14 protein-coding genes and 1 tRNA gene are annotated in these 20,906 nt (G+C 60.9%); 9 read left to right on the forward strand and 6 right to left on the reverse strand.

Annotated features, from left to right (window positions below):
* The first annotated feature begins 80 nt into the window (after window positions 1-80).
* A complete protein-coding gene (locus tag IB264_RS03155) occupies window positions 81-2,033 on the forward strand; it encodes an acetoacetate--CoA ligase (protein ID WP_025425986.1) in 1,953 nt (650 codons plus the stop codon).
* 462 nt (window positions 2,034-2,495) lie between these two features.
* Here IB264_RS03155 and IB264_RS03160 read toward each other — a convergent pair whose 3' ends face one another.
* Together IB264_RS03160 and IB264_RS03165 are read right to left on the reverse strand one after the other, a co-directional pair.
* Window positions 2,496-4,070: an ABC transporter permease gene (locus tag IB264_RS03160; RefSeq protein WP_373688513.1), complete on the reverse strand. Its 1,575-nt coding sequence runs from the start codon at window positions 4,068-4,070 to the stop codon at window positions 2,496-2,498.
* A 310-nt stretch (window positions 4,071-4,380) separates the two neighbouring features.
* Complete coding sequence (locus IB264_RS03165; RefSeq protein WP_025425988.1) at window positions 4,381-8,019, reverse strand: PAS domain S-box protein; 3,639 nt, start codon at window positions 8,017-8,019, stop codon at window positions 4,381-4,383.
* 230 nt (window positions 8,020-8,249) lie between these two features.
* Here IB264_RS03165 and IB264_RS03170 point away from each other — a divergent pair, with 230 nt between their 5' ends.
* The 4 genes from IB264_RS03170 to IB264_RS03185 all read left to right on the forward strand — a co-directional run bounded on the left by IB264_RS03170 (window position 8,250) and on the right by IB264_RS03185 (window position 12,160).
* The gene (locus IB264_RS03170; RefSeq protein ID WP_025425989.1) at window positions 8,250-8,699 is read left to right on the forward strand and encodes a phasin; all 450 of its coding nucleotides are present in this window, start codon (window positions 8,250-8,252) and stop codon (window positions 8,697-8,699) included.
* Between the two features lie 148 nt (window positions 8,700-8,847).
* Window positions 8,848-8,924 (forward strand) — tRNA-His (locus IB264_RS03175).
* Window positions 8,925-9,312: 388 nt separating this feature from the next.
* Complete coding sequence (locus IB264_RS03180; RefSeq protein ID WP_025425990.1) at window positions 9,313-11,076, forward strand: adenylate/guanylate cyclase domain-containing protein; 1,764 nt, start codon at window positions 9,313-9,315, stop codon at window positions 11,074-11,076.
* 403 nt (window positions 11,077-11,479) lie between these two features.
* Complete coding sequence (locus IB264_RS03185; protein ID WP_025425992.1) at window positions 11,480-12,160, forward strand: peroxiredoxin-like family protein; 681 nt, start codon at window positions 11,480-11,482, stop codon at window positions 12,158-12,160.
* A gap of 199 nt (window positions 12,161-12,359) precedes the next feature.
* Here IB264_RS03185 and IB264_RS03190 read toward each other — a convergent pair whose 3' ends face one another.
* Window positions 12,360-13,241: a LysR family transcriptional regulator gene (locus tag IB264_RS03190; protein WP_025425993.1), complete on the reverse strand. Its 882-nt coding sequence runs from the start codon at window positions 13,239-13,241 to the stop codon at window positions 12,360-12,362.
* A gap of 116 nt (window positions 13,242-13,357) precedes the next feature.
* Between IB264_RS03190 and IB264_RS03195 the strand changes: the two genes are divergently transcribed.
* The 3 genes from IB264_RS03195 to IB264_RS03205 all read left to right on the forward strand — a co-directional run bounded on the left by IB264_RS03195 (window position 13,358) and on the right by IB264_RS03205 (window position 17,360).
* Window positions 13,358-14,854: a CoA-acylating methylmalonate-semialdehyde dehydrogenase gene (locus IB264_RS03195; protein WP_192433127.1), complete on the forward strand. Its 1,497-nt coding sequence runs from the start codon at window positions 13,358-13,360 to the stop codon at window positions 14,852-14,854.
* Window positions 14,855-15,208: 354 nt separating this feature from the next.
* A complete protein-coding gene (locus IB264_RS03200; protein WP_025425995.1) occupies window positions 15,209-16,315 on the forward strand; it encodes a YjgN family protein in 1,107 nt (368 codons plus the stop codon).
* Window positions 16,305-17,360 (forward strand): M48 family metallopeptidase, encoded by a 1,056-nt coding sequence (locus IB264_RS03205; RefSeq protein ID WP_192433129.1) that lies wholly within the window; start codon window positions 16,305-16,307, stop codon window positions 17,358-17,360. The genes IB264_RS03200 and IB264_RS03205 overlap by 11 nt, the downstream gene beginning before the upstream one ends.
* Window positions 17,361-17,570: 210 nt before the next feature.
* Here IB264_RS03205 and IB264_RS03210 read toward each other — a convergent pair whose 3' ends face one another.
* Complete coding sequence (locus IB264_RS03210; RefSeq protein WP_025425997.1) at window positions 17,571-18,611, reverse strand: Fe(3+) ABC transporter substrate-binding protein; 1,041 nt, start codon at window positions 18,609-18,611, stop codon at window positions 17,571-17,573.
* 193 nt (window positions 18,612-18,804) lie between these two features.
* Between IB264_RS03210 and rirA the strand changes: the two genes are divergently transcribed.
* The gene (gene rirA, locus IB264_RS03215; RefSeq protein WP_025425998.1) at window positions 18,805-19,278 is read left to right on the forward strand and encodes an iron-responsive transcriptional regulator RirA; all 474 of its coding nucleotides are present in this window, start codon (window positions 18,805-18,807) and stop codon (window positions 19,276-19,278) included.
* Between the two features lie 95 nt (window positions 19,279-19,373).
* Here rirA and IB264_RS03220 read toward each other — a convergent pair whose 3' ends face one another.
* Window positions 19,374-19,763, reverse strand: coding sequence for a response regulator (locus tag IB264_RS03220; RefSeq protein ID WP_025425999.1), 390 nt, complete (start codon window positions 19,761-19,763; stop codon window positions 19,374-19,376).
* Between the two features lie 158 nt (window positions 19,764-19,921).
* A complete protein-coding gene (locus IB264_RS03225; RefSeq protein ID WP_144239132.1) occupies window positions 19,922-20,635 on the reverse strand; it encodes a helix-turn-helix transcriptional regulator in 714 nt (237 codons plus the stop codon).
* Window positions 20,636-20,906: the final 271 nt, after the last annotated feature.

Raw genomic sequence — 20,906 nt, forward strand, 5'->3', positions numbered from 1 at the left:
GACGCCGGAGCGGGTTCTCCTGCTGTTTATTTTGCGTTGCAGCATGGTATAGAGGGCATGGAGTAGGAGTGGAGGAAAGCATGCAGTCTGAGCAACCTTTGTGGGTTCCCGGTCCAGAGATCCGCGAGCACAGCCCGATGGCGCAATTTATCGCCTGGTGCAGCGAGCGCTTCGGCAAAGACTTTGCCGATTACGACGCGTTTCACGCGTGGTCGGTTGCCGAACGCGGCGATTTCTGGACGGCGGTCTGGGAGCATTGCGAAGTCATCGGCGATCGTGGCGCGACGGCTCTGGTCAATGGTAACAGCATGCTCGACGCTCGGTTCTTTCCCGAGGCGTCGCTGAATTTCGCCGAGAACCTGCTGCGGCGCGCCGGCGGCGACGATGCGCTCATTTTCCGCGGCGAGGATAAGGTCAGCTACCGGCTTTCCTGGGATGATCTGCGCACGCTGGTCTCGCGGCTGCAGCAGGCGCTGAAAGCGCGCAGCATCGGCAAGGGTGACCGCGTCGCCGCGATGATGCCCAATATGCCCGAAACGATCGCTCTCATGCTGGCGACCGCGTCGATCGGTGCGATCTGGTCGTCCTGTTCTCCCGATTTTGGCGAGCAGGGCGTTCTCGATCGCTTTGGCCAGATCACCCCGAAACTGTTCATCGCCTGCGACGGCTATTGGTACAACGGCAAACGACAGGACGTCGACGCCAAGGTTCGTGCGGTCTCCATGGCTCTCGACGTTCCAGCCCTCATCGTTCCCTATGCGGGCGAGGCGAGGGCGCTGGCGGCCTCAATTGCCGATGGCGTGACGCTCGAGGACTTCATCGCTCCGTTTAAAGCCGAGGCGCTCGCCTTCGAGCGTTTGCCGTTCAGCCACCCGCTCTATGTGCTCTTCTCCTCCGGCACCACGGGCGTCCCGAAGTGCATCGTTCATTCGGCCGGCGGCACGCTGCTGCAGCATTTGAAGGAACATCGCTTCCACTGCGGGCTCGGCGACGGGGAGAAGCTCTTCTATTTCACCACCTGCGGCTGGATGATGTGGAACTGGCTCGCCTCCGGCCTGGCGGTCGGCGCGACGCTGTGCCTGTTCGACGGCTCGCCGTTCTATCCTGATGGAAACGTCCTGTTCGATTATGCGGCGGACGAAACGTTTGCCGTCTTCGGTACGTCGGCAAAATACATCGACGCGGTCCGCAAGGGCGGATTTGAGCCGGCCAAGACCCACGACCTTTCAAGCCTGCGGCTCTTGACCTCGACTGGCTCGCCGCTGTCGCCCGAAGGCTTCTCCTTCGTCTATGAAGGCATCAAACAGGACGTCCAGCTTGCGTCGATCTCCGGCGGCACCGACATCGTTTCGTGCTTCGTGCTCGGCAATCCGCTGAAGCCGGTCTGGCGTGGCGAGATCCAGGGTCCTGGCCTCGGACTGGCCATCGATGTCTGGGACGACGAGGGGCGCTCCGTGCGCGGCGAAAAGGGTGAACTCGTCTGCACCAAGGCATTCCCGTCGATGCCGGTGATGTTCTGGAACGATCCCGAAGGCGTCAAATACCGCGCCGCCTATTTCGAACGTTTCGACAACGTCTGGTGCCATGGCGACTTTGCCGAATGGACGTCGCATGGCGGCATCGTCATCCATGGTCGCTCCGACGCGACACTCAATCCCGGCGGTGTGCGCATCGGCACGGCGGAGATCTACAATCAGGTCGAGCAGATGGAAGAGGTGGCCGAAGCGCTCTGCATCGGACAGGACTGGGAAGACGACGTGCGCGTCGTGCTGTTCGTGCGCATGGCATCCGGCGCCTCGCTCGATGAGCAATTGGAGAAGGCGATCAGGAACCGTATCCGCACCGGCGCATCGCCCCGCCATGTGCCGGCGAAGATCATCGCCGTTGCCGATATTCCGCGCACGAAGTCGGGCAAGATCGTCGAATTGGCGGTCCGCGACGTTGTGCATGGACGCCCGGTCAAGAACAAGGAGGCGCTCGCCAACCCGGAAGCGCTCGATCTTTTCGCCGGGCTCGATGCCCTCAAAAATTGAGGGGCCGTTAACTTGTTCGCGCTTTCGGAATTAACCAAGGCTTCAGACTTGCTGATAAATCCCTAAAATTGTCGGATCGGCTGGTAAGGTCTTGTTAACGATTGGGGGCGCATGGTCATGTCAACTTGAGGCCGGCCGATGAGTGGTCGGCGCCTGGCAGCGATGCCGCCGCAGACATGATGTCATTACTTCTCGAGCATTTGTTGGTTTAGCATTGAATTATCGAGGTGGCCTCCCAGCCACCTCTTTTTTTGCCTTCGGGACAGAGCGTTTTGGGCGGAGGTGCGGAAACGCTCTATCTCTTTGTTTTCCCGTATTTCCAGACGGAAAACCGCTTCGCACTTTTCCTGGAAATGCTGTTAAGCGCGTTGCGATTTCCAGGATTCCCTTGTTGCGCTTTAAGCTCTTTTCTTAACGCATGTCCTTATCGCAAAACCGCTGCGCACTTTTGCGCGACCTGCGTTAGGGCCGACGCTCCATCGATCTCGAAACCAGGATCACGGGGATCATGCCGGCAACGACGATGATCATCGCAGCCACCGATGCATCCTCGACCTTGGCACGCGATGCGTCCTCGTAAACAAGCGTCGCAAGCGTGTTGAAGTTGAACGGGCGCAGCATGATCGTCGCCGACAGTTCCTTCATGGTCTCGATGAAGACGAGAAGTGCTGCGGTCAACACGGCGGGGCGCATCATCGGCAGAAGCACGGTTCGCAGCGTCTGCCCTCCGGTGCGGCCAAGCGCACGTGCAGCCATGTCGAGGTGCGGCGACAGCTTCTGGAAACCCGCCTCCAGCGTGCCTTCGGCCATGGTGAGGAACCGGACGGTGCAGGCGTAGATGATGGCAAAGCCCGTTCCCGTCATCAGTAGCCCGGTGGATATGCCCAAGGTGCTGCGAAAGCCGGCGTCGACCAGATTGTCTAGCGCTGCCAGCGGGAAGAGCACGCCGATCGCCAGAACCGTGCCGGGCACGCCATAGCCGAAGGAGGCGAGGCGGCCGGCGGTATCGGTGAAACGCGAGCGTCCGGTACGCGCGGCATAGGCAAGCACGAAACCGAGCAGCACCGTGACCAGCGCGGTTGCACCGGAAACCAGGATGCTGTGGAAGAGTGCGTTCAGCAACCGCGGTTCGATGAATTGATCGAGGCGCTTCAGCGCGTAATTGCCGAGGATCAGGAACGGGACCGCGAAGCCGGAGAGCACCGGAAGCAGGCACGCAATCGTCGCGGCCCACTTCTTCCAGCCGGAAAGCGGAAGCCTGGTCGCATCATGGACTGCCGACGTCGTCTTCTGGCTGGAGAAGCGCTGCCTTCGCCGGGCAGCCCGCTCGATCATCATCAGCCCGATGACGAAGACGAGCATGATGCAGGCGATCTGCGCCGCGCCGGCAAGGCTGCCGCGGTTGAGCCAGGTGTCGAAGATCGAGAAGGTCAGTGTCTGCACGCCGAGGAATTCGACGGCACCGATGTCGTTCAGCGTCTCCATCGCCACCAGCGTCAGACCGATCATGATCGCCGGTCGCGCCATCGGGATCTGGATGCGGAAGAACACCTTGAGCGGCCCGGCGCCGAGCGTGCGGGCAACATCGGCCGCCGCGCGCCCTTGCATCAGAAACATCGAGCGACAGGCGAGATAGATATAGGGATAGAGCACGGAACTCAGCACCAGGACGGCGCCGCCGAGCGAGCGGATATCGGGAAACCAGTAGTCGCGGCTGGTCTTGAAGCCGAAGATAGCGCGGATCAGCCCCTGCACCGGCCCGGTGAAGGTGAACAGCTCACCGAAGGCGTAGGCGGCGAGATAGGCGGGAATGGCAAGCGGCAACACCAGCGCGGCGGACAGAAACCGGCGCAAGGGAAACTCGCAACTCGCCACCAGCCACGCGGTCACGATGCCGACGACGGCCGTCGTCATCCCGGTGAACGCGATCAGCAGCAACGTGCGGATGGTGGCGCGCGGGATGACGTTTTGCATGAGATGCGGCCAGTCGGAACCGCCGCCGGAAATCGCCAGCCATGCAATGGCGAGGATCGGCATCAGCACGATCAGCGATGCGCCCCCGGCCCATACGGCGAGCAGCGGATGCGAAAGACCGGTTTTCGCGCCGGTTGGGCGCCGCTTGAGGATTTGTGACGTGGACTGCAATCGATCTGATCCGGAGCGAAACGGCCACAGCGCCGCGCGTCTGACATGACGCTCTAAGGATGCTGTAACGCTTTAAACTCGCTGCATAATCTTCCCCTTGGATCGCCTCCGATTTCAAGAAGAGGATTATGCAGCAGGAATTGCCGTGAGGATGCCAACAAACTGGTTTCCCCAAGTCAACATTTCCTTACAGCATCTGTCGTCAGTTCGCCAAGACGCGTTGTGACGGGAAGGAGATTTCCACCAGCGTGCCCTCGTTCGGTGCCGAGGTGATGGCGAACTGCGCACGGTTGGCTTCGGCCATGGCTTTGGTCAGCGGCAGCCCGAGGCCGGTGCCGTCGCCACGCTTGCGGCCACCGGTCGTCACCTGCCGGAAGGGCTTCATCGCCTGGTCGAGTTCGCTGCGCGTCATGCCGACGCCGGTGTCGCGGATACGCAGGATCACGCTGCCGTTCGGCTCATAGGAGGTCGACACCACGATCTGTCCGCCCGATGGCGTGAAGCGGATGGCGTTCGCCAGGATGTTGAGTGCGATCTGCTTGATCGAGCGGCTGTCGGCAACCACGTTCGGCACAGCTGTCGAAAGCGACGTGCGGATGATGACGCGCTGGCTGTTTGCCTGCGGCTGCACCAGCGACACCGCTTCGGAAACCGCATCGTTGATTTCGACCGAGCCGAAGTCGAGATCCATCTCGCCCGCCTCGATCTTCGAGATATCGAGCAAGTCGTTGACGATATCGAGCACATGGCGGCCGGAGCGGCCGATGTCGCCGGCGTATTCGATATAGCGCGGATGGCCAACCGGGCCGAAATGCTCGCTCGCCATCATGTCGGAAAAGCCGATGATCGCATTGAGAGGCGTGCGGATTTCGTGGCTGACGCGCGCCAGGAACTCCGTCTTGTGGGCATTTGCCGTCTCGGCCGCGCGCTTGGCGTTGCGCAACTCCTCTTCGGTCCGCTTCCACTGGGTGATGTCGCGGATGACGGCGCAATAGCCGTTGGAGGCGGACAGGCGGCCGATGGTCATGAACAGCGGCAGGAAGCCGCCTGCGGCCTCGCGGCCGATCACTTCGCGGCCGTCGTTGAGTACGCTGGCAACCCCATGGCCGGACAGGCCTTGCAGATAATCGATGACCGCCTTCTGGCTCTCATGGGCAAAGAGCGCTGCAAACGGCTTGCCGCGGATTTCGCTCTCATCGTAGTTGAAGAGCGCGCTCGCTGAGCGGTTGATCGAGCGGATATCGCCGTCGTGTCCGAGAATGACGACACCATCGGTCGCCGTCTCGAGGATCGAGCGCAGCTCGTCGATTTCGGTCTTGAGCTTGCCGACCTGTTCGTCGGCGACGGGAGCCGGAGCGGTTTCGACCGGGCTCGCTTCGCTCTCTTGGGGCTGCGCGACTTCCGTCGATGCCAGGGCCAGCATCAGCGCGCTCTTTCCGTCCCAGCGGATCGAGTGCAAGTGGGCCGTTACCGGAAGCAACTGCCCGGTCTTGCGGATCAGCGTCATCGTGCCGTCCGGCTCCGTGTCGCCGACCTCCTCGTCATTGGCAAAGAGCGCGTCGATGCCGCCTTCCTCTTTGAAATCATCGAGCGTGTCGTAGCCCGTCAGTCGCAGGAATTCCGGATTGGCGTGCAGCAGGTCGTCGCCGAGATGCACGAGCAGGCCGACAGGCAGGCTATCGAGGATCTCGCCGCTGAAACCGACGGTCGCGATCGTCGCCGGGTCCATGCTCGCCTCGGCCAGGTCGTCGGATCGAGGTTCGGCTGCGGCCACCTCGCTCGAAGCTTCTGGCGTCTCGAACTCAGACTCGCTGGTCGCGGTCGGCGCGGCCTCAAGAGCTGCTTCGTCCAGGGTTTCAGATACCGGTTGTTCCGCTTCGCCTTGGATGGCGTCGTCTGAAGCCTCGTCCGACCGGGTCTCGTGCGCCTCTGGGCGTCCCACAAAATTTTCGCCGAGCTGCCGCGCGATTTCGCGAAAAGCCGCCTGCTCGCCGCGGGTGAGCGCGCTTGAACCGGCCGGGCGGTGTAGCTCGAGTTCGATGATCTTGTCGGAAGCCCGGCGTCCGGGCGTCTCGACGATGCGAAGTGCTGGGCGCTCACCAAGGAAGGGATCGGCCGGCACCGCGGGCTGGTCGGTCGTTACTGCCTCGGTCGGCTGCGGCTCGTCGGAAAAAAGTGCAGGTTCGTCGGCTTCATTCGCGCCGGCGGTCGCGATCTCGTGGGTCGCCTCTTCAACGGCTGCCACGCCATTCGGCGAAGTTGGCGCCGTCAGATCGTTGGCCTCTATCGCATCCTCGTCACGATCGAGCGAAAGGCCGTTGGCGTTGTGATCTTCGACGGCATCTGCAACGCGCACGATGCCGAAGCCGCGGAAACCGTCGAACTCCCGCGAGCGCGAGTAGGTGGGCAGGGCGGCGAGGTCGACCGGGACCTTAAGGCTCGTGCCTTCGACCGGCCAGAAAATCGTCTTGCCGGACCAGGTGTCGCGGCGGTGCAGGAGCTCGTTGATCTTGTTGTCGGGGTCGAGACCATAGCGCGCCGCAAGCGAGGCGAAGCTGACACCGATCACGTCGGCGGCCTTCGGCCCGACCGCCGAGGCAAACTCCTCCGAGATTTCGCTGAACTGTCCTTCCGCGTCGATTTTCCAGACGAACCGCACCGCCCGCCCGCCGATCGCAAAGGCGAAGTCGGACTGAGCGCCGACAGGGGCGTCTTTGTGTTCGCGCGGTTCAACCGATGTAGCATCGGGGACAGGCGCTGCCTCGGCGACAATTGCCGTCTCGGCGGACGGCAACTGCTCCGCGCCTTCTGGTGCGGCGTCCGTCTGTTCCTGGGCCGCATCTGATGTTTCGGCGGTCGCTGTTTCCAGCGGCGTTTCGGTATCGGTGTCGACGGCGAGGTCGGGTTCCTCTGCTTCGACTGCGGCGACGACGTCGTCGGCTTCCGCAAGCGGCTGCTCGATTTCACGTTCGGCGACGATCCGCTGATCCGCCGAAGCCAGCTCGTCGGGAGCCGATTGCTCGACGACCGTTTCCACCGCGCCAGTAGCCATCGCCGCTTCCGTTTCGACGACAGCGGGTGCGACGTCGGTCACAACATCGGCCTCGACGACCTCCGCGACGGCTGTCGGCGGCAAGACAGCCTCGGCCGGTGCTTCATCCGGGTCGAGGTTGCCGAGGATGGTTTCCACCGCAAAGAGAAGATGAAGCGCCGGTTCGTCGGCGATCTTACCGATGGCGGCGGGCAGGTGTCCCTTTGCCGTGGCGACCGGGCGCTTGATCAGCCAGTCATGGTCGCGGGCAACGGCGGCGACGAGTTGGCGGCGCGTCTCGTCGGACATGCCGAGATTGGCAAAGCCAGGCGACTGGGCGACGATCGTACCGTCGGCATCCAGCACGGCCATGTGCGTGTCCGGGCCGTCGAGCCCGGCGATCATGCGCGCCGCGCGATCTTCCGTCGAAAGCGGCTTGCCGGAATGGGGTGCGGTGAACAGCACGCCCAATTCGTCCGGCCGGACGCGGATCAGTTCCACCGTCGTATTGAGCGGCACGCTTCGAAAGCCCGCGGCAATGCGCATCAAGAGCTGGCGACGATCGCCGACCGAAACGAGCTGCGTCGCGGCGGCCTTCAACTGCCGCGCCGACAGGTCGTTCGCATTGGGGCCCGTGTCGATGAAGTCGTAGATCGAGTCTGCGCCGAAGAAGGCGGCACCCTGATCGTTGGCCCACAGAACGCGGTTAAGGTCCCTCGAAAACAGGATCGCCGCATCGCCGCGCGCAAAATGTTCGCGCACCCGCTCATGCACGGCAATGTCGATGAAGGGGTACTGTCTTGCGGGCATGGACGGGCCTATTGACGGGTCGCTGGTACGTTAACACTCTATTAATACCCGCCACGCGGCTGAGGGTCCAGCAATCGGCGTCTTTCGCTCACCCCTTTCATCGCGAAGGGTTAACGCAGGCGAATTTGTGCACTGCACAATTTTATTGCAATGCACAATAGGATCGGTTATATAGTGTGCATCAATCAACGGCGCCTCAAAAGAGGGCCCTGACACCAAGGAGCGCATTCATGGCTACCAAGAAGATCGACGACGCATTTTCCTTCTCCTCTTTCGACCCGGCAAAGGTTGCCGACAGCTTCCGCGACTTCGCGGAAAAGGGCGCTGCCCAGTCGAAGGACGCTTATTCCAAGATGAAGACCGCTGCCGAGGAAGCAAGCAAGACCGTCGAAGCGACGCTTGAAAGCGCCCAGACCGGTAGCGTTGAACTCGGCCTCAAGGCCATCGACGCCCTGCGCACCAATGCCGAAAACTCGCTTTCGCACATGGAAGCGCTGCTCGGTGTGAAGTCGCTGTCCGAATTCGTCGAGCTGCAGACCTCTTTCTTCCGCAAGCAGGCTGAACTTGCCGTCGAACAGACCAAGTCGATGCAGGAAGCAACCAAGAAGGTTGCTGAGAATGTTACCAAGCCTGGCAAGGAAGCCGCTGAAAAGGCGATGTCTTCTTTCAAGAAGGTCTGATCCGCGCCGGCCCCTGGCCGCGCTTGGCATGAATGGGACCGGGTGGCTTGCCATCCGGTCTTTTTGCAGGATAATCTCAAGTTTAGGCTTGCAAAGCGGCGGAAGTCTCCGTATGTGAGCCGCCAAGCGACTGATGTCGCTCGTTTGTGCGGTTGTAGCTCAGTTGGTTAGAGCGCAGGTTTGTGGCACCTGAGGTCGGAGGTTCGAGACCCCCCAACCGTACCATTCTCTTTATATCTATCTGATATTAAGCGCTTTTCGCGCACCTGCTTCCGTCTCTATCGACGTTCTCCGGATATTTGGACGACAAATGCACCACAATCGACGGTGCGGGTTGGTGTTCCAACGCTTAAATCCGCTTAAGGCAGGAACGGAATTCCAAACGTCGCTGTGTCCATCTCCGCCATCGACCCGAACCGGTCGTTCCTGAGGCCCGGATCGCACCCTGAAGCTGACATTTTTTGGAACCGCCACACAAGTGGAGGTTGGCGCGCCCTGCCACGATGTTGGATATCGACCAATCGGCTTCAAGCCGAATGGACATGGGAGCAAGACGCCAGTAAAATTTCGCCAATGGGCGCCAGGAAGGCGCCCCAGGAAGGCGCCATTGTCCATGGCCAACGAACCCATCACACGGCGGCTCGCTGCCATTTTGGCGGCTGACGTAGTCGGCTACAGCCGGCTCATGGAGCGTGACGAGAAAAGCACCTACACGCAGCTCATGGCGCGATGGAAAGAGGTGTTGGAGCCACTCGTCGCCACACATCAGGGCCGCGTCTTCAAGAGGACCGGCGACGGCGTGCTCGTCGAGTTCTCCAGCGCCGTCAACGCCGTCGAATGCGCCGCGGCACTTCAGCGGGCCATGGCAGCCGCCAACAAGGACGTGCCGGCAGACCTGGCGATCGTGCTTCGCGTCGGCGTCAACCTGGGCGACATCATGGTCGCCGACAGCGATCTCTACGGCGATGGGGTCAATGTGGCGGCGCGTATCGAGGCGCTTGCCAGGCCTGGCAGCGTAGCCATTGCGGATGGTGTTCATGAATATGTGCATGGTCGCATCGACCTCGACTTCGTCGACAGCGGTCATCACGAGGTCAAGAACATCGAACGCCCGGTGCATATCTGGACGTGGTCGCCGGACGACCGCACAAACGATCCCGTCAAGATTGCCACCGAAGCCCCGCCGCAGCTTCCAAAGAAGCCATCGATAGCCGTTCTGCCGTTCGACAACATGTCCGGCGACCCGGAGCAGGGGTATTTCGCCGACGGCATCACCGAGGACATCATCACGGATCTCTCAAAGGTTTCCGGCCTCTTCGTGATCGCCCGCAACTCCTCTTTCGCCTACAAGGGCAAGGCGCCAGATATCCGCAAGGTGAGCCGGGAACTTGGCGTCCGCTATGTCCTGGAAGGCAGCGTACGCCGGGCCGCTGATCGAATCCGCATCAATGCCCAGATGATCGACGGCACGACCGGCGGTCATCTATGGGCCGAGCGCTACGATCGGGGAATTGAAGATATCTTTGCGGTTCAGGACGAAGTGACCCGCACCATCGTCACCGCGCTCAAGGTGAAGCTAACAACCGGCGAGGAAGAGCGACGCGGGAGCCTCGGCAAGGTCGATCCAGAAGCCTATGATCTGCTCGTCCGTTCCCGCCAGGCGATTCTGCAGTTCAACGCCGTATCGTCCGCGGAGGCGCGCAGCATGCTCGAGCGTGCCATCGCCATCGATCCGGGGCTTGCGGCTGCCTACGCTTCTCTCGCGATCATCGCCTTGACCGATTTCATCAATCGGTGGAACGGCGGGACGGCCGACGATCTTGAACGCGCTTTGGAGCTGGCACAAAGGGCCGTCGATATCGACGATAACGAGCCGCATGGCCATCACGCTCTCTCGCTCGCGCACTGTTGGATGCGGCACTTCGACGAAGCGGAGCATGCCGCTCAAAGGGCGATCGAACTCGATCCCAATTCCGCGAGCTGCCATACTGCACTTGGCACGATACGGGATTTCCAAGGTCGGTACGAAGACGCGCTGCCATTCTACACACGGGCCCATCGGCTCGATCCGCAATTCGACCTGTCGCTGCATTTCCTGGGTCGGACGTTGTTGAACCTCGGCCGTTTCGGCGAGGCCGAGATCGCCTTCAAGCGCCGCCTGGCGCTTGCGCCGCGATCGGACATGACGCGCCTTTATCTCGCCTGCCTCTATGGTCGCACCGGGCGCCACGAGGAGGCGCGCCGCTACTGGCGCGAAGTGTTCGAGGTTAACCCGAACTTTTCCATCAACCACCTCAAGCGGGCCTTGCCTTACCGGGATCCCACTGTGCTCGATCGACTGGCGGACGGACTCCGCGAGGCCGGAGTGTCTATCTAACCAGGGAAGGCGCGTGTCAGGAGGTCCATTCGACCTCGCCGCCGTGCCGTCCCGTGGCACGGATGACGATTCGCTGTTTACTGCTTGCTCGTGGGCCAATGTGAGGCCATTCTCAGGTCGATCCTGGCTGTACGCTACTGCATGTTTCCTTAAATCCTATTCGATTTAAGGAAAAAACATGCAGCAATTCAAAGTGCGACAGCGACCTTTGCGCGTCTAATAAGACGCGCGGCGCTGTATGGCGAGAGGTCAGGCCCTGCGGCGCTTGATTTCGACCTCGGCAACATGGCGGAGGCCGAGAGCTCTCTGCGTTGGAGCAGGACGTTTGCGCCCAGTACGGGCTCTTTGAAGTACGTCTTGTGCTGCCTCTTCTTCATTGGTCCTTCGGGCGAGGAGGTTGACCATGTCTGCACATTATCTGGATCATCCGTTACAACCGGGCGACCAGGCTCCGAACTTTGTGCTGGATGCGATCTCACGCGAGGGGAAGATCGCACTTGATGATTTTCGCGGCCGTCGCCCGTTGTTGGTCGGTTTGTTTCGAGGCCTGCTGTGTCCGTTCTGCCGACGCCATGTCGCGGCGATGGCACAGTTCAACACGGCTCTGCGCGAAAAAGGCGTCGAATCTCTGGCGGTGGTCAACACCCCGGTCGAGCGCGCGCGACTCTATTTCCGCTATCATCCGATACCCGGTCTTCTTGCTGCATCGGACCCGGAGCGAGCTTCACACCGCGCCTTCGGCTTACCCCTCCTCGAGTTTACGGAGAATGAGACCGACTGGCCACGCAAGGTTGGAATGGACGTGGTCATGACGATGCGGGTCGATCGGCCGGGTGAATTGCCTGAACCGATGGATCCGGCGACCGCGGGCGACCTTCTCAGCGAGAAGGATGGGTACGAAATCACAGAAGCCGATCAGCAGGTGAGGGTACCCGGCCATATGCAACTCATTGGCCAGTTCCTGCTCGATCGAGAAGGTGTGGTGCGTTGGAGCTTCACGGAAGTTGATGGCCAGGGCCAAAATATGTGCCGGGCGCTGAATCCCGAAGAATTGATGTCGGCAGTTTCACAAGTCGCACATTGACAGCGAAAAACGCGCCAGACCGCCGCGTTGGATTCTGTGGGTAGAGACATTCGCCGGCGCGCAATCGTCCGGGATCGCTCCACTGCATGTTTCCTAAAATCGTTTTCGATGTAAGGATAAAAACATGCAGCCATTCAAAGTGCTACAGCGACCTTTGCGCGTCTAACAAGACGCGCGGCGCTGTAGCTCTGGAGCGCGGTCAGGCAAACATCTGGTGCTCCGCGGTCACCAGCTCCTGCAGGAAGGCCGCCACGGTGCGCACGCGCACCAGGTCGCGGGCGCTTTCGTGGTAGGTGGTCCAGTAGGCACGCCGGATTGTGGTTTCAGGCAGGATGCGCTCGAGTTCCGGCGTGTGCCGGGCGATGTAGTTGTGCAGGATGCCGATGCCGGCGCTGGAGCGCACCGCCTCCGTCTGCCCGGTGGCGCTCGAGATTTCGAAGGCGGCATCCCAGCTGCGCATGATCTCGGCCGAAAAATTCAGCGACGGCGTGAAGATCAGGTCCTCGACATAGCCGATGCGGCGATGGTGCTTGAGGTCGTCGATCGTTTGCGGCGTGCCGTGCTGCGCAAGATAGGTCGAGGAGGCGTAGAGACCGAGCGTGTAGTCGGTAAGCTTCGATGAGACCAGGCGTCCCTGTTCCGGCCTTTCGATGGTGATGGCGATATCGGCTTCACGCTGCGACAGCGAGAAGGAGCGGGGCACCGGCACGAGCTGCAGCTTCAGTTCCGGATAGCGCGCCGTCAGCCGCCCGAGGCGCGGCGCGAGGAAGGAGACACCAAATCCATCCGGCGCGCCGATGCGTACCGTCCCGGCGATCGCCGTGTCGATGCGGCCGATCTGCGACTGTGCTGCCAGCATCTCCGTTTCCATGCGTTCGGCCGCCGCCAGGAAGATCTCGCCTTCGGCCGTCAGTTCGCAGCCGTTCGGCCTGCGCACCAGGAGACGGGTCTTCAGCGTTTCCTCAAGCGAGGTCACCCGCCGGCTGAGCGTGGCATGGTTGAGGCCGAGCCGCTTGGAGGCGGCAAGGATCTGCCCGGTGCGCGCGACCGCCAGAAACATTCTCACGTCGTCCCAATTCATGTTTCTGATCCCTATGGACTTCAATTTGCGCACAACGGTTGCTGAATATCGGAAATTGCTTTGTTCAAATCGTAGTGCGATCATGCCGCCACAATCAAGATCAGGAGGAGACATCCATGTACGAACTCGGTCATTTCATCGATGGCAAGCGCGTCGCCGGCACCAGCGGGCGCACGAGCAACATCTTCAACCCGGCAACGGGCGAAGTGCAGGGCACCGTGGCGCTGGCAAGCGACGCGGAACTCGGCGCTGCCGTCGCCAGCGCCAAGGCCGCGCAGCCGAAGTGGGCAGCCACCAACCCGCAGCGCCGCGCCCGCGTGTTCATGAAGTTCGTCGAACTTCTCAACACCCACATGAACGAGCTGGCCGAGATCCTCTCGCGCGAGCACGGCAAGACGATTGAAGACGCCAAGGGCGATCTCGTGCGCGGCCTGGAAGTCTGCGAATTCGTCATCGGCATTCCGCATCTGCAGAAGAGCGAGTTCACCGAAGGTGCCGGCCCCGGCATCGACATGTACTCGATCCGCCAGGCCGTCGGCATCGGCGCCGGCATCACGCCGTTCAACTTCCCCGCCATGATCCCGATGTGGATGTTCGCCCCGGCGATCGCCTGCGGCAACGCCTTCATCCTGAAGCCGTCCGAGCGTGATCCGTCCGTGCCGGTCCGCCTGGCCGAACTGATGATCGAGGCAGGTCTGCCGGCCGGCATCCTCAACGTCGTCAATGGCGACAAGGGCGCGGTCGACGCGATCCTCACCAACCCCGACATTTCGGCCGTATCCTTCGTCGGCTCGACCCCGATCGCCCGCTACGTCTACGGCACGGCTGCCATGAACGGCAAGCGCGCCCAGTGCTTCGGCGGCGCCAAGAACCACATGATCATCATGCCGGACGCCGATTTGGACCAGGCCGCCAACGCGCTGATGGGCGCCGGCTACGGCTCGGCCGGCGAGCGCTGCATGGCTATCTCGGTTGCCGTTCCCGTTGGCGAGGACACTGCCAACCGCCTGATCGCCAAGCTGACGCCGATGGTCGAAAGCCTGCGCATCGGCCCCTATACCGACGAGAAGGCCGACATGGGCCCGGTTGTCACCAAGGATGCGGAGAAGCGCATCAGAAGCCTGATCGACAGCGGCCTCGAGCAGGGTGCGAAACTCGTGGTCGACGGCCGCGACTTCAAGCTCCAGGGCTATGAGGACGGCTACTTCGTCGGCGGTTGCCTGTTCGACCACGTCACCCCGGATATGGATATCTACAAGACCGAAATCTTCGGACCGGTCCTTTCGGTTGTTCGCGCCAAGAACTACGAGGAAGCCCTCGACCTGCCGATGAAGCACGAATACGGCAATGGCGTCGCGATCTATACCCGCGATGGCGATGCTGCCCGTGACTTCGCCTCGCGCATCAACATCGGCATGGTCGGCGTCAACGTTCCGATCCCGGTTCCGCTCGCCTACCACTCCTTCGGCGGCTGGAAGTCCTCGTCCTTCGGCGACCTCAACCAGCACGGCACGGACTCGATCAAGTTCTGGACCAAGACCAAGACGATCACTGAGCGTTGGCCGTCAGGCATCAAGGACGGTGCCGAGTTCGTCATGCCGACGATGAAGTAATGACGGGATAAAGATCCTCCCGCCTCCAGGGCCTCCTTCGGGAGGCCCTTTTTTGTTGCGTGCCCGAGGCCTCCTTCGAGAGGCCTTTTTTTGCATGCCGGGGCCCCTTCGAAAGACCCTTTTCTGTTGCATGTCATGTTGCACTGCAACTAATTTGATATGCCCGAGGCGGCGGAAAATTGATTCGCGCCTTGGTCGAATATTGCAGGCATTTCGACCGTTCATTTGCATGGAAGGCTCATCCGGGGGATAGCCACAGTTCGCTGGGTTCACAATTGACGTCAATCTGTCGCAACGCGGCGCCTGTGTGATGGCGGGCTGCCGCAAGCTGATTTCATTGAGAGAGGTTTTATCATGGTCGTGGCCGAAACGGCGTCGATGCAAGGGACGTTGACGCAGAGGGTACCGGACAATTTCCACCGTCTGTCGTTTACCGGTAGCGGAAAAGAGTATTTTGGCATCTGGATCGTCAACGTGCTGCTGACGATCATCACGCTCGGCATCTATTCCGCCTGGGCGAAGGTCCGCCGCAACCGCTATTTCTACGGTAACACGGTGCTTCTCGGGCGCGCCTTCGAATATCACGCAAAGGGTAAGCAGATCCTGATCGGTCGGGTGATCGTTTTCGCTTACCTGATCTTCTACAACGTCATGCTGAACGTCGTGCCGATCGCCGGCATCATTCTTGCCCTGTTGCTGGTGGCCTTCGTGCCATGGCTGGTCGTCAGGGGCCTGCGCTTCAGTGCCCGCGTGACCAGCTATCGCAATGTGCGGTTCGATTTCGTCGGCGGCGTCGGCGGTGCGTTTCTCGCCTTCATCGTCGGTCCGGTTATTTCGGTCCTCACACTTGGCATTCTGGTGCCGCTCGCCAGCCGCTGGTCCTATCGCTACATCGGCAGCAACCTGCGTTATGGGCAACGGGCATTCGCGACCGATCCTTCCGTCGGTGCGATCTACAAGTCGTGGTTCCTGTCGGCGGCCATCATCGTCGCTGGCCTGCTGATCATTGCCTTTATTGGTTTCCTCAATCTGGCCGTGATCATGTCGTTGTTCGACGGCTCCATTGAGGCAACGCTGGGAATGCACGTTTCGATGATTGCCTTGTTCGTCATCGCCTACATTGCATTCCTCTCGATCTTCGGGGTCGCGGCGCTGTTCTACCGTGCCGGCGTGCGCAACGTCGCCTGGTCGGCAACGACCTTCGACGGCAAGCATCAGTTGACGAGCGACCTGTCGCGGGGCCGTTACGCCTGGATCGCGATTACCAACATGATCGTCACCATCTTCACGCTGGGCCTTATGCGTCCCTGGGCAGCCGTGCGCATGGCGCGTTATGTCAATGAACACACGGGCGTCCATTTCGAAGGCAATGTCGGCGAGATGTTCGACCGGATCGCCCAGGAAGGTTCGGCCGTCGGTTCGGAGTTCATGGACTTCGAAGGGTTCGACTTTGGCTTCTAACGGCACGGAGATTGCTGTTGGCGAGTGGCATCCGGCCGGTTCCAGCCGGTCGGTGCCCTCGCGGCTGATCGAAGATGGCGGTGGCCTCAAGGCTTTGGATGAGGCCGGCGCCGAACTTGCAGGTGGAGCACTTGCTGCCGTCGATATTTCTGCGCGCGTCGGCGCCATTCCGCGTCGCATCGAGTTTCCCGATGGTTCTCTGTTCGAGACGACCGACAACGACGCCGTCGATCGTTTCCTGAAACGCAAGGGAAAAACCAATCTCGTCCACGAATGGGAGCGTTTTCACCCGCGCCTGATCGCGGTCGTCCTGGCGACCGTGCTCAGCGGCGTGGCCATCTATCGTTATGCCGTACCGGCGCTGGTCGAAATCGCCGTGCTGGTGACGCCGCCGATCGTGCCGAAGATCATGTCGGCAAGCACCATGGAGACGATGGATCGCACGCTGCTCGACACGTCGGCGCTTGCAATTGAGCGCCAGGACAAGATCCGTGAGGGGTTCAACGCGATCGCACGGCTGTCCGATCGCGGCGAGGGTGGCTACACCCTCAACTTCCGCATGGGCGGGACCATCGGCCCGAATGCTTTCGCGCTGCCCGACGGCACGCTGATCGTTACCGATGAGCTGATCGAGCTTGCCGGCGACGATACCGAAATGATCGTCGGCGTGCTGGCGCACGAGATCGGTCATGTCGAACTCGAGCATAGCCTGCGCCAGATCTACCGCGCCGCGGGCGTCGCTGGGCTGGTCATGATGATCGGTGGCGACATCGGCTCCGGTGCTGAGGACATTCTGGTGCAGGGTGCCGGTCTCCTTACGCTCTCCTTTTCGCGTAGCGCGGAAGCGGCAGCAGATCGGCATTCGGTGGAACTGATGCTGAAAGCCAGGCGGGATCCGACGGCAATCGCACGGTTCTTCGACCTGCTCGAAAAGGAGCTTGGCGACAGTTCCGACACCAGCATCCTTGCGACCCATCCCGGCACACCGGAACGGCGCAAGGCGATCCTCGATTATGCCGGCGAACTGAGGGCGCAGGCTCATTAGCCCTCTGGTCCGTCGAGCGGCTTCCCCACACAAGGCGCGACGCTGTCATCAAAACGAAAACAGCGGGCACACGGCCCGCTGTTTCCAATTCACGCGATGGCTACAGCGCCGCGCGTCTTAATTTGACGCGCAAAGGTCGCTGTAGCACTTTGAATTGCTGCATGTTTTGATCCTTAAATCGAATGGGATTTAAGGAAACATGCAGTAGGATCAGTCCTGCGGGCCGTCGTTGTAGCCGACCTTGTCGACCAGTTCCGATGCCTTCTTGCGGTTGGCTGCAATGTCGGCCAACGGCAGTTCGTCGGGCTTGATCGTGCCGAACGACTTGACCACGTCGGAGGGCTCGGCACCCGGCAGCACCGGATATTCGTATACCTGCTCGGCGTAGATCTTCTGCGCTTCGCCTTCCGACAGGAATTCCATCAGCTTCAACGCATTGTCCTTGTTCGGGGCGTTCTTGGCGAGTGCCATGCCCGAAATGTTCACATGCGTGCCGCGGTCCTTGGCGTTCGGGAAGAGCACCTTGATAGCCGCCGCCCATTCCTTCTGTTCCGGCTCCTTCTCGTTGGTCAGCATCAGACCGACATAGTAGGTGTTGCCAAGCGCCAGATCGCATTCGCCGGCAAGGATCGCCTTTGCCTGGTCGCGGTCGCCGCCATCGGGCTTCTTCGCCAGATTGTTCTTCAGGCCAGTCAGCCACTTCTCGGTCTCGGCTTCGCCGTTGTGGGCGATCATCGAGGCGAACAGGCCGATATTGTAGGAGTGCTGGCCATCACGGGTGCAGATCTTGCCCTTCCACTTGGGATCGGCGAGTTCCTCATAGGTGATGTCGTTTTCGGCGACGCGGTCCTTGGAGGCGTAGACAACGCGTCCGCGGGTCGTCAGGCCGAACCAGTTGCCATCGGGGTCGCGGAAGTGCGCCGGGATGTCCTTGTTGATCGTCTCGTTGGCGACCGGCTGCGTCACGCCCGCATCCTTGGCTTCAGTGAGGCGGCTGATGTCGACGGTGAGGATCACGTCCGCAGGCGAGTTGGCGCCTTCGGCCTGGATGCGCTCGACGAGGCCCTTGTCGAGGAAGAGCACGTTCGTCGTGATGCCGGTTTCCTTGGTAAAGGCATCAAGCAATGGCTTGATCAGATCGGGCTGACGATAGGAATAGATGTTGACCTCGCCATCGGCCCAGGCAGCAGTGGACGCGAACAGGCTGGCGGTGAGGGACAATACGCCCATTGCAGCTCTTGAAACGGACATGGTTTCCTCCATTTTTTTGGTTTGAGCTAAGTTAACAAAATCGCTCATCTTTTTGATCGGCAGCCACCAAACAGTCAACTGGGAAACCGTTAACGATCAAGCAGATGTGACTTTTTTGGTATTTTGGAATTGTTCCAAACTACGATCCGTCCTATATGAAGGTTTGATAAACCTCTCGATTTCGGAGTGAATGATGCGACTGACGAAACAAACGAACTACGCGGTTCGCATGTTGATGTACTGCGCTGCAAACGGCGAGAAGCTCAGCCGCATTCCTGAAATCGCCAGGGCCTATGGCGTCTCAGAGCTGTTTCTGTTCAAGATTCTCCAGCCGCTGACCCGCGCTGGCCTGGTCGAGACTGTTCGTGGCCGCAACGGCGGCGTACGGCTGCCGAGGCCCGCTTCCGCAATCACCCTGTTCGACGTGGTCAAGGTCACGGAAGACAGCTTCGCGATGGCCGAGTGCTTCGAAGCCGGTGAAATCGATTGCCCGCTGGTTGACAGCTGCGGCCTCAATACCGCTCTGCGCAAGGCTTTGAACGCTTTCTTCGAGGTGCTTCAGGGCTACACCATCGACGATCTGGTCAAGGCGCGTCCCCAGATCAACTTCCTGCTCGGCCTGGAAGAGACCAAGCGTCCGCAGGCCCCGCAGACGACTGCGGCCTGATCCGACGTTTGCGGCGCCGCGTATCAGTCATGACCTCGGCGCCGTAGCTCTACCGCTCATGATTTAGCCGCTCAAAGCGGCCGCCGGCCGCCCCTTCAGTTCGGTGCCAGATATTCCCTCAGGATGAACTCTATTGCCGTCGGATCGATCTCGGACTTGTCGATCCGGAAATCCGCGCCGTACTCTTCCAGACTCTGGAAATAGGGCTCGACGAGCGACCCCGAGATCACGCCGATCGGGCCGATGAAGCCCTGGTACCGGAGTGCCGGCACGGTTTCGCGAAAGTCGCGCTGCGGCTGAAGGCGATTGTCCATCAACACCATCGACACCGGTTTGCCCGAACGAAGGAATTCGAGGGCGCTTTCGATCGTCTGGCAATAATGCAGTTCGATCTCGATGGTGCTGACCTTCTTGATCAGCCCGCGCAGAATGAGGTTCTCCGCAGGGTCGTCGTCAACGAGCAGGATATGGGCTTTTTGTGTCATGATCGTCCAAGTACCTGAGTGACCGGGAGCCATTCTGCTGCGCGCGCCTGTCATCGGCAAGCGGGTGGGGTGGCGAGTTTGCATCGTTTCTGCGGCGCCTGCTGTCAGCGGGGCCGCCTTGCGACGCCGCCAGGTTCAGATCGCCCCGTCGATCGGCTTCACTGAATGATCTGTTCGCGTATCGCCTTCGCCACCATTTGGGTCCGATTGACGACATCCAGCTTCTTCAGGATTGTCGCCGTATGCGAATTCACGGTGTGTTCGGACACCGATACGATCAGCGCGATCTCGCTTGCCGTCTTGCCATGGGAGATCCACTTGAGGATCTCCGTCTCGCGCGGCGTCAGGCCCATGCCGGCCTTGTTGGAAAGCGCGATGCGATAGAAATAGTCGAAGGCGCAGACGGCGTCATAGGTCAGCTCGAAATGCTCGGAGCGGCCGATGTCGTTGCCGTCGCCCAGAAACAGGACGGCGTATCGCGCGCCGGTCGCTGCCGCGTGCACCGGCACGCTCAAGAGCAGCTCGAAGCCGAGCTGGACCAGCAGGTTCTGGCCATTGGCGCAGCCGGGATCGCCTGACCTCCAGACGGAGGAAATGATCGATGTGTGCAGGGTTTTGTAGAAAAGCGAATCGCCGAAGCGGTGGCGCTTGTCGTATTCTTCCGCGAGGCCCGACGGAAGATCGTGCAGGACGAGCCGGGTGGACAACATGCAGGCGTCGTTCTCGTTGCCGAGCTGCAGAATGCCGAAATGGTTGAAGCCGAACCGCAATGCCATCGTGTGAAAGATGCGGAAGAAGTCGACGCGGTTGAGCGCTTTCTCCAGATCGTCGCGGAGATCGTAACGCCTGTGATTTTCCAGCAAACGTGCCACGCGTGCGCTACCCTTTTGTCGCGAGGCGGCAGTCTACTCGCAAGGCCGGCTCAATCAACGGCATGAAGCCGGTGACGAAATTGCGGATCGGCATCATCATGGTCGTCTCGCGGTCGCGTCGCCGCGATGTTGAAAGCGCCGAGTGGCGGATGCCGCCCCCTCCCAAGGACGTTTTGGCACGTCGATTGTCTCCCCCGAGATTTTGTCCAGGTTCTATTGCACGATCGCATAGGGGATTTCTACCCAACTATCTTGGGATTGACCGTTTCTT

Origin of the sequence: Ensifer sp. ENS11 (genome assembly GCF_014851895.1) — a bacterium.
GTDB classification, from domain to species: domain Bacteria; phylum Pseudomonadota; class Alphaproteobacteria; order Rhizobiales; family Rhizobiaceae; genus Ensifer; species Ensifer canadensis.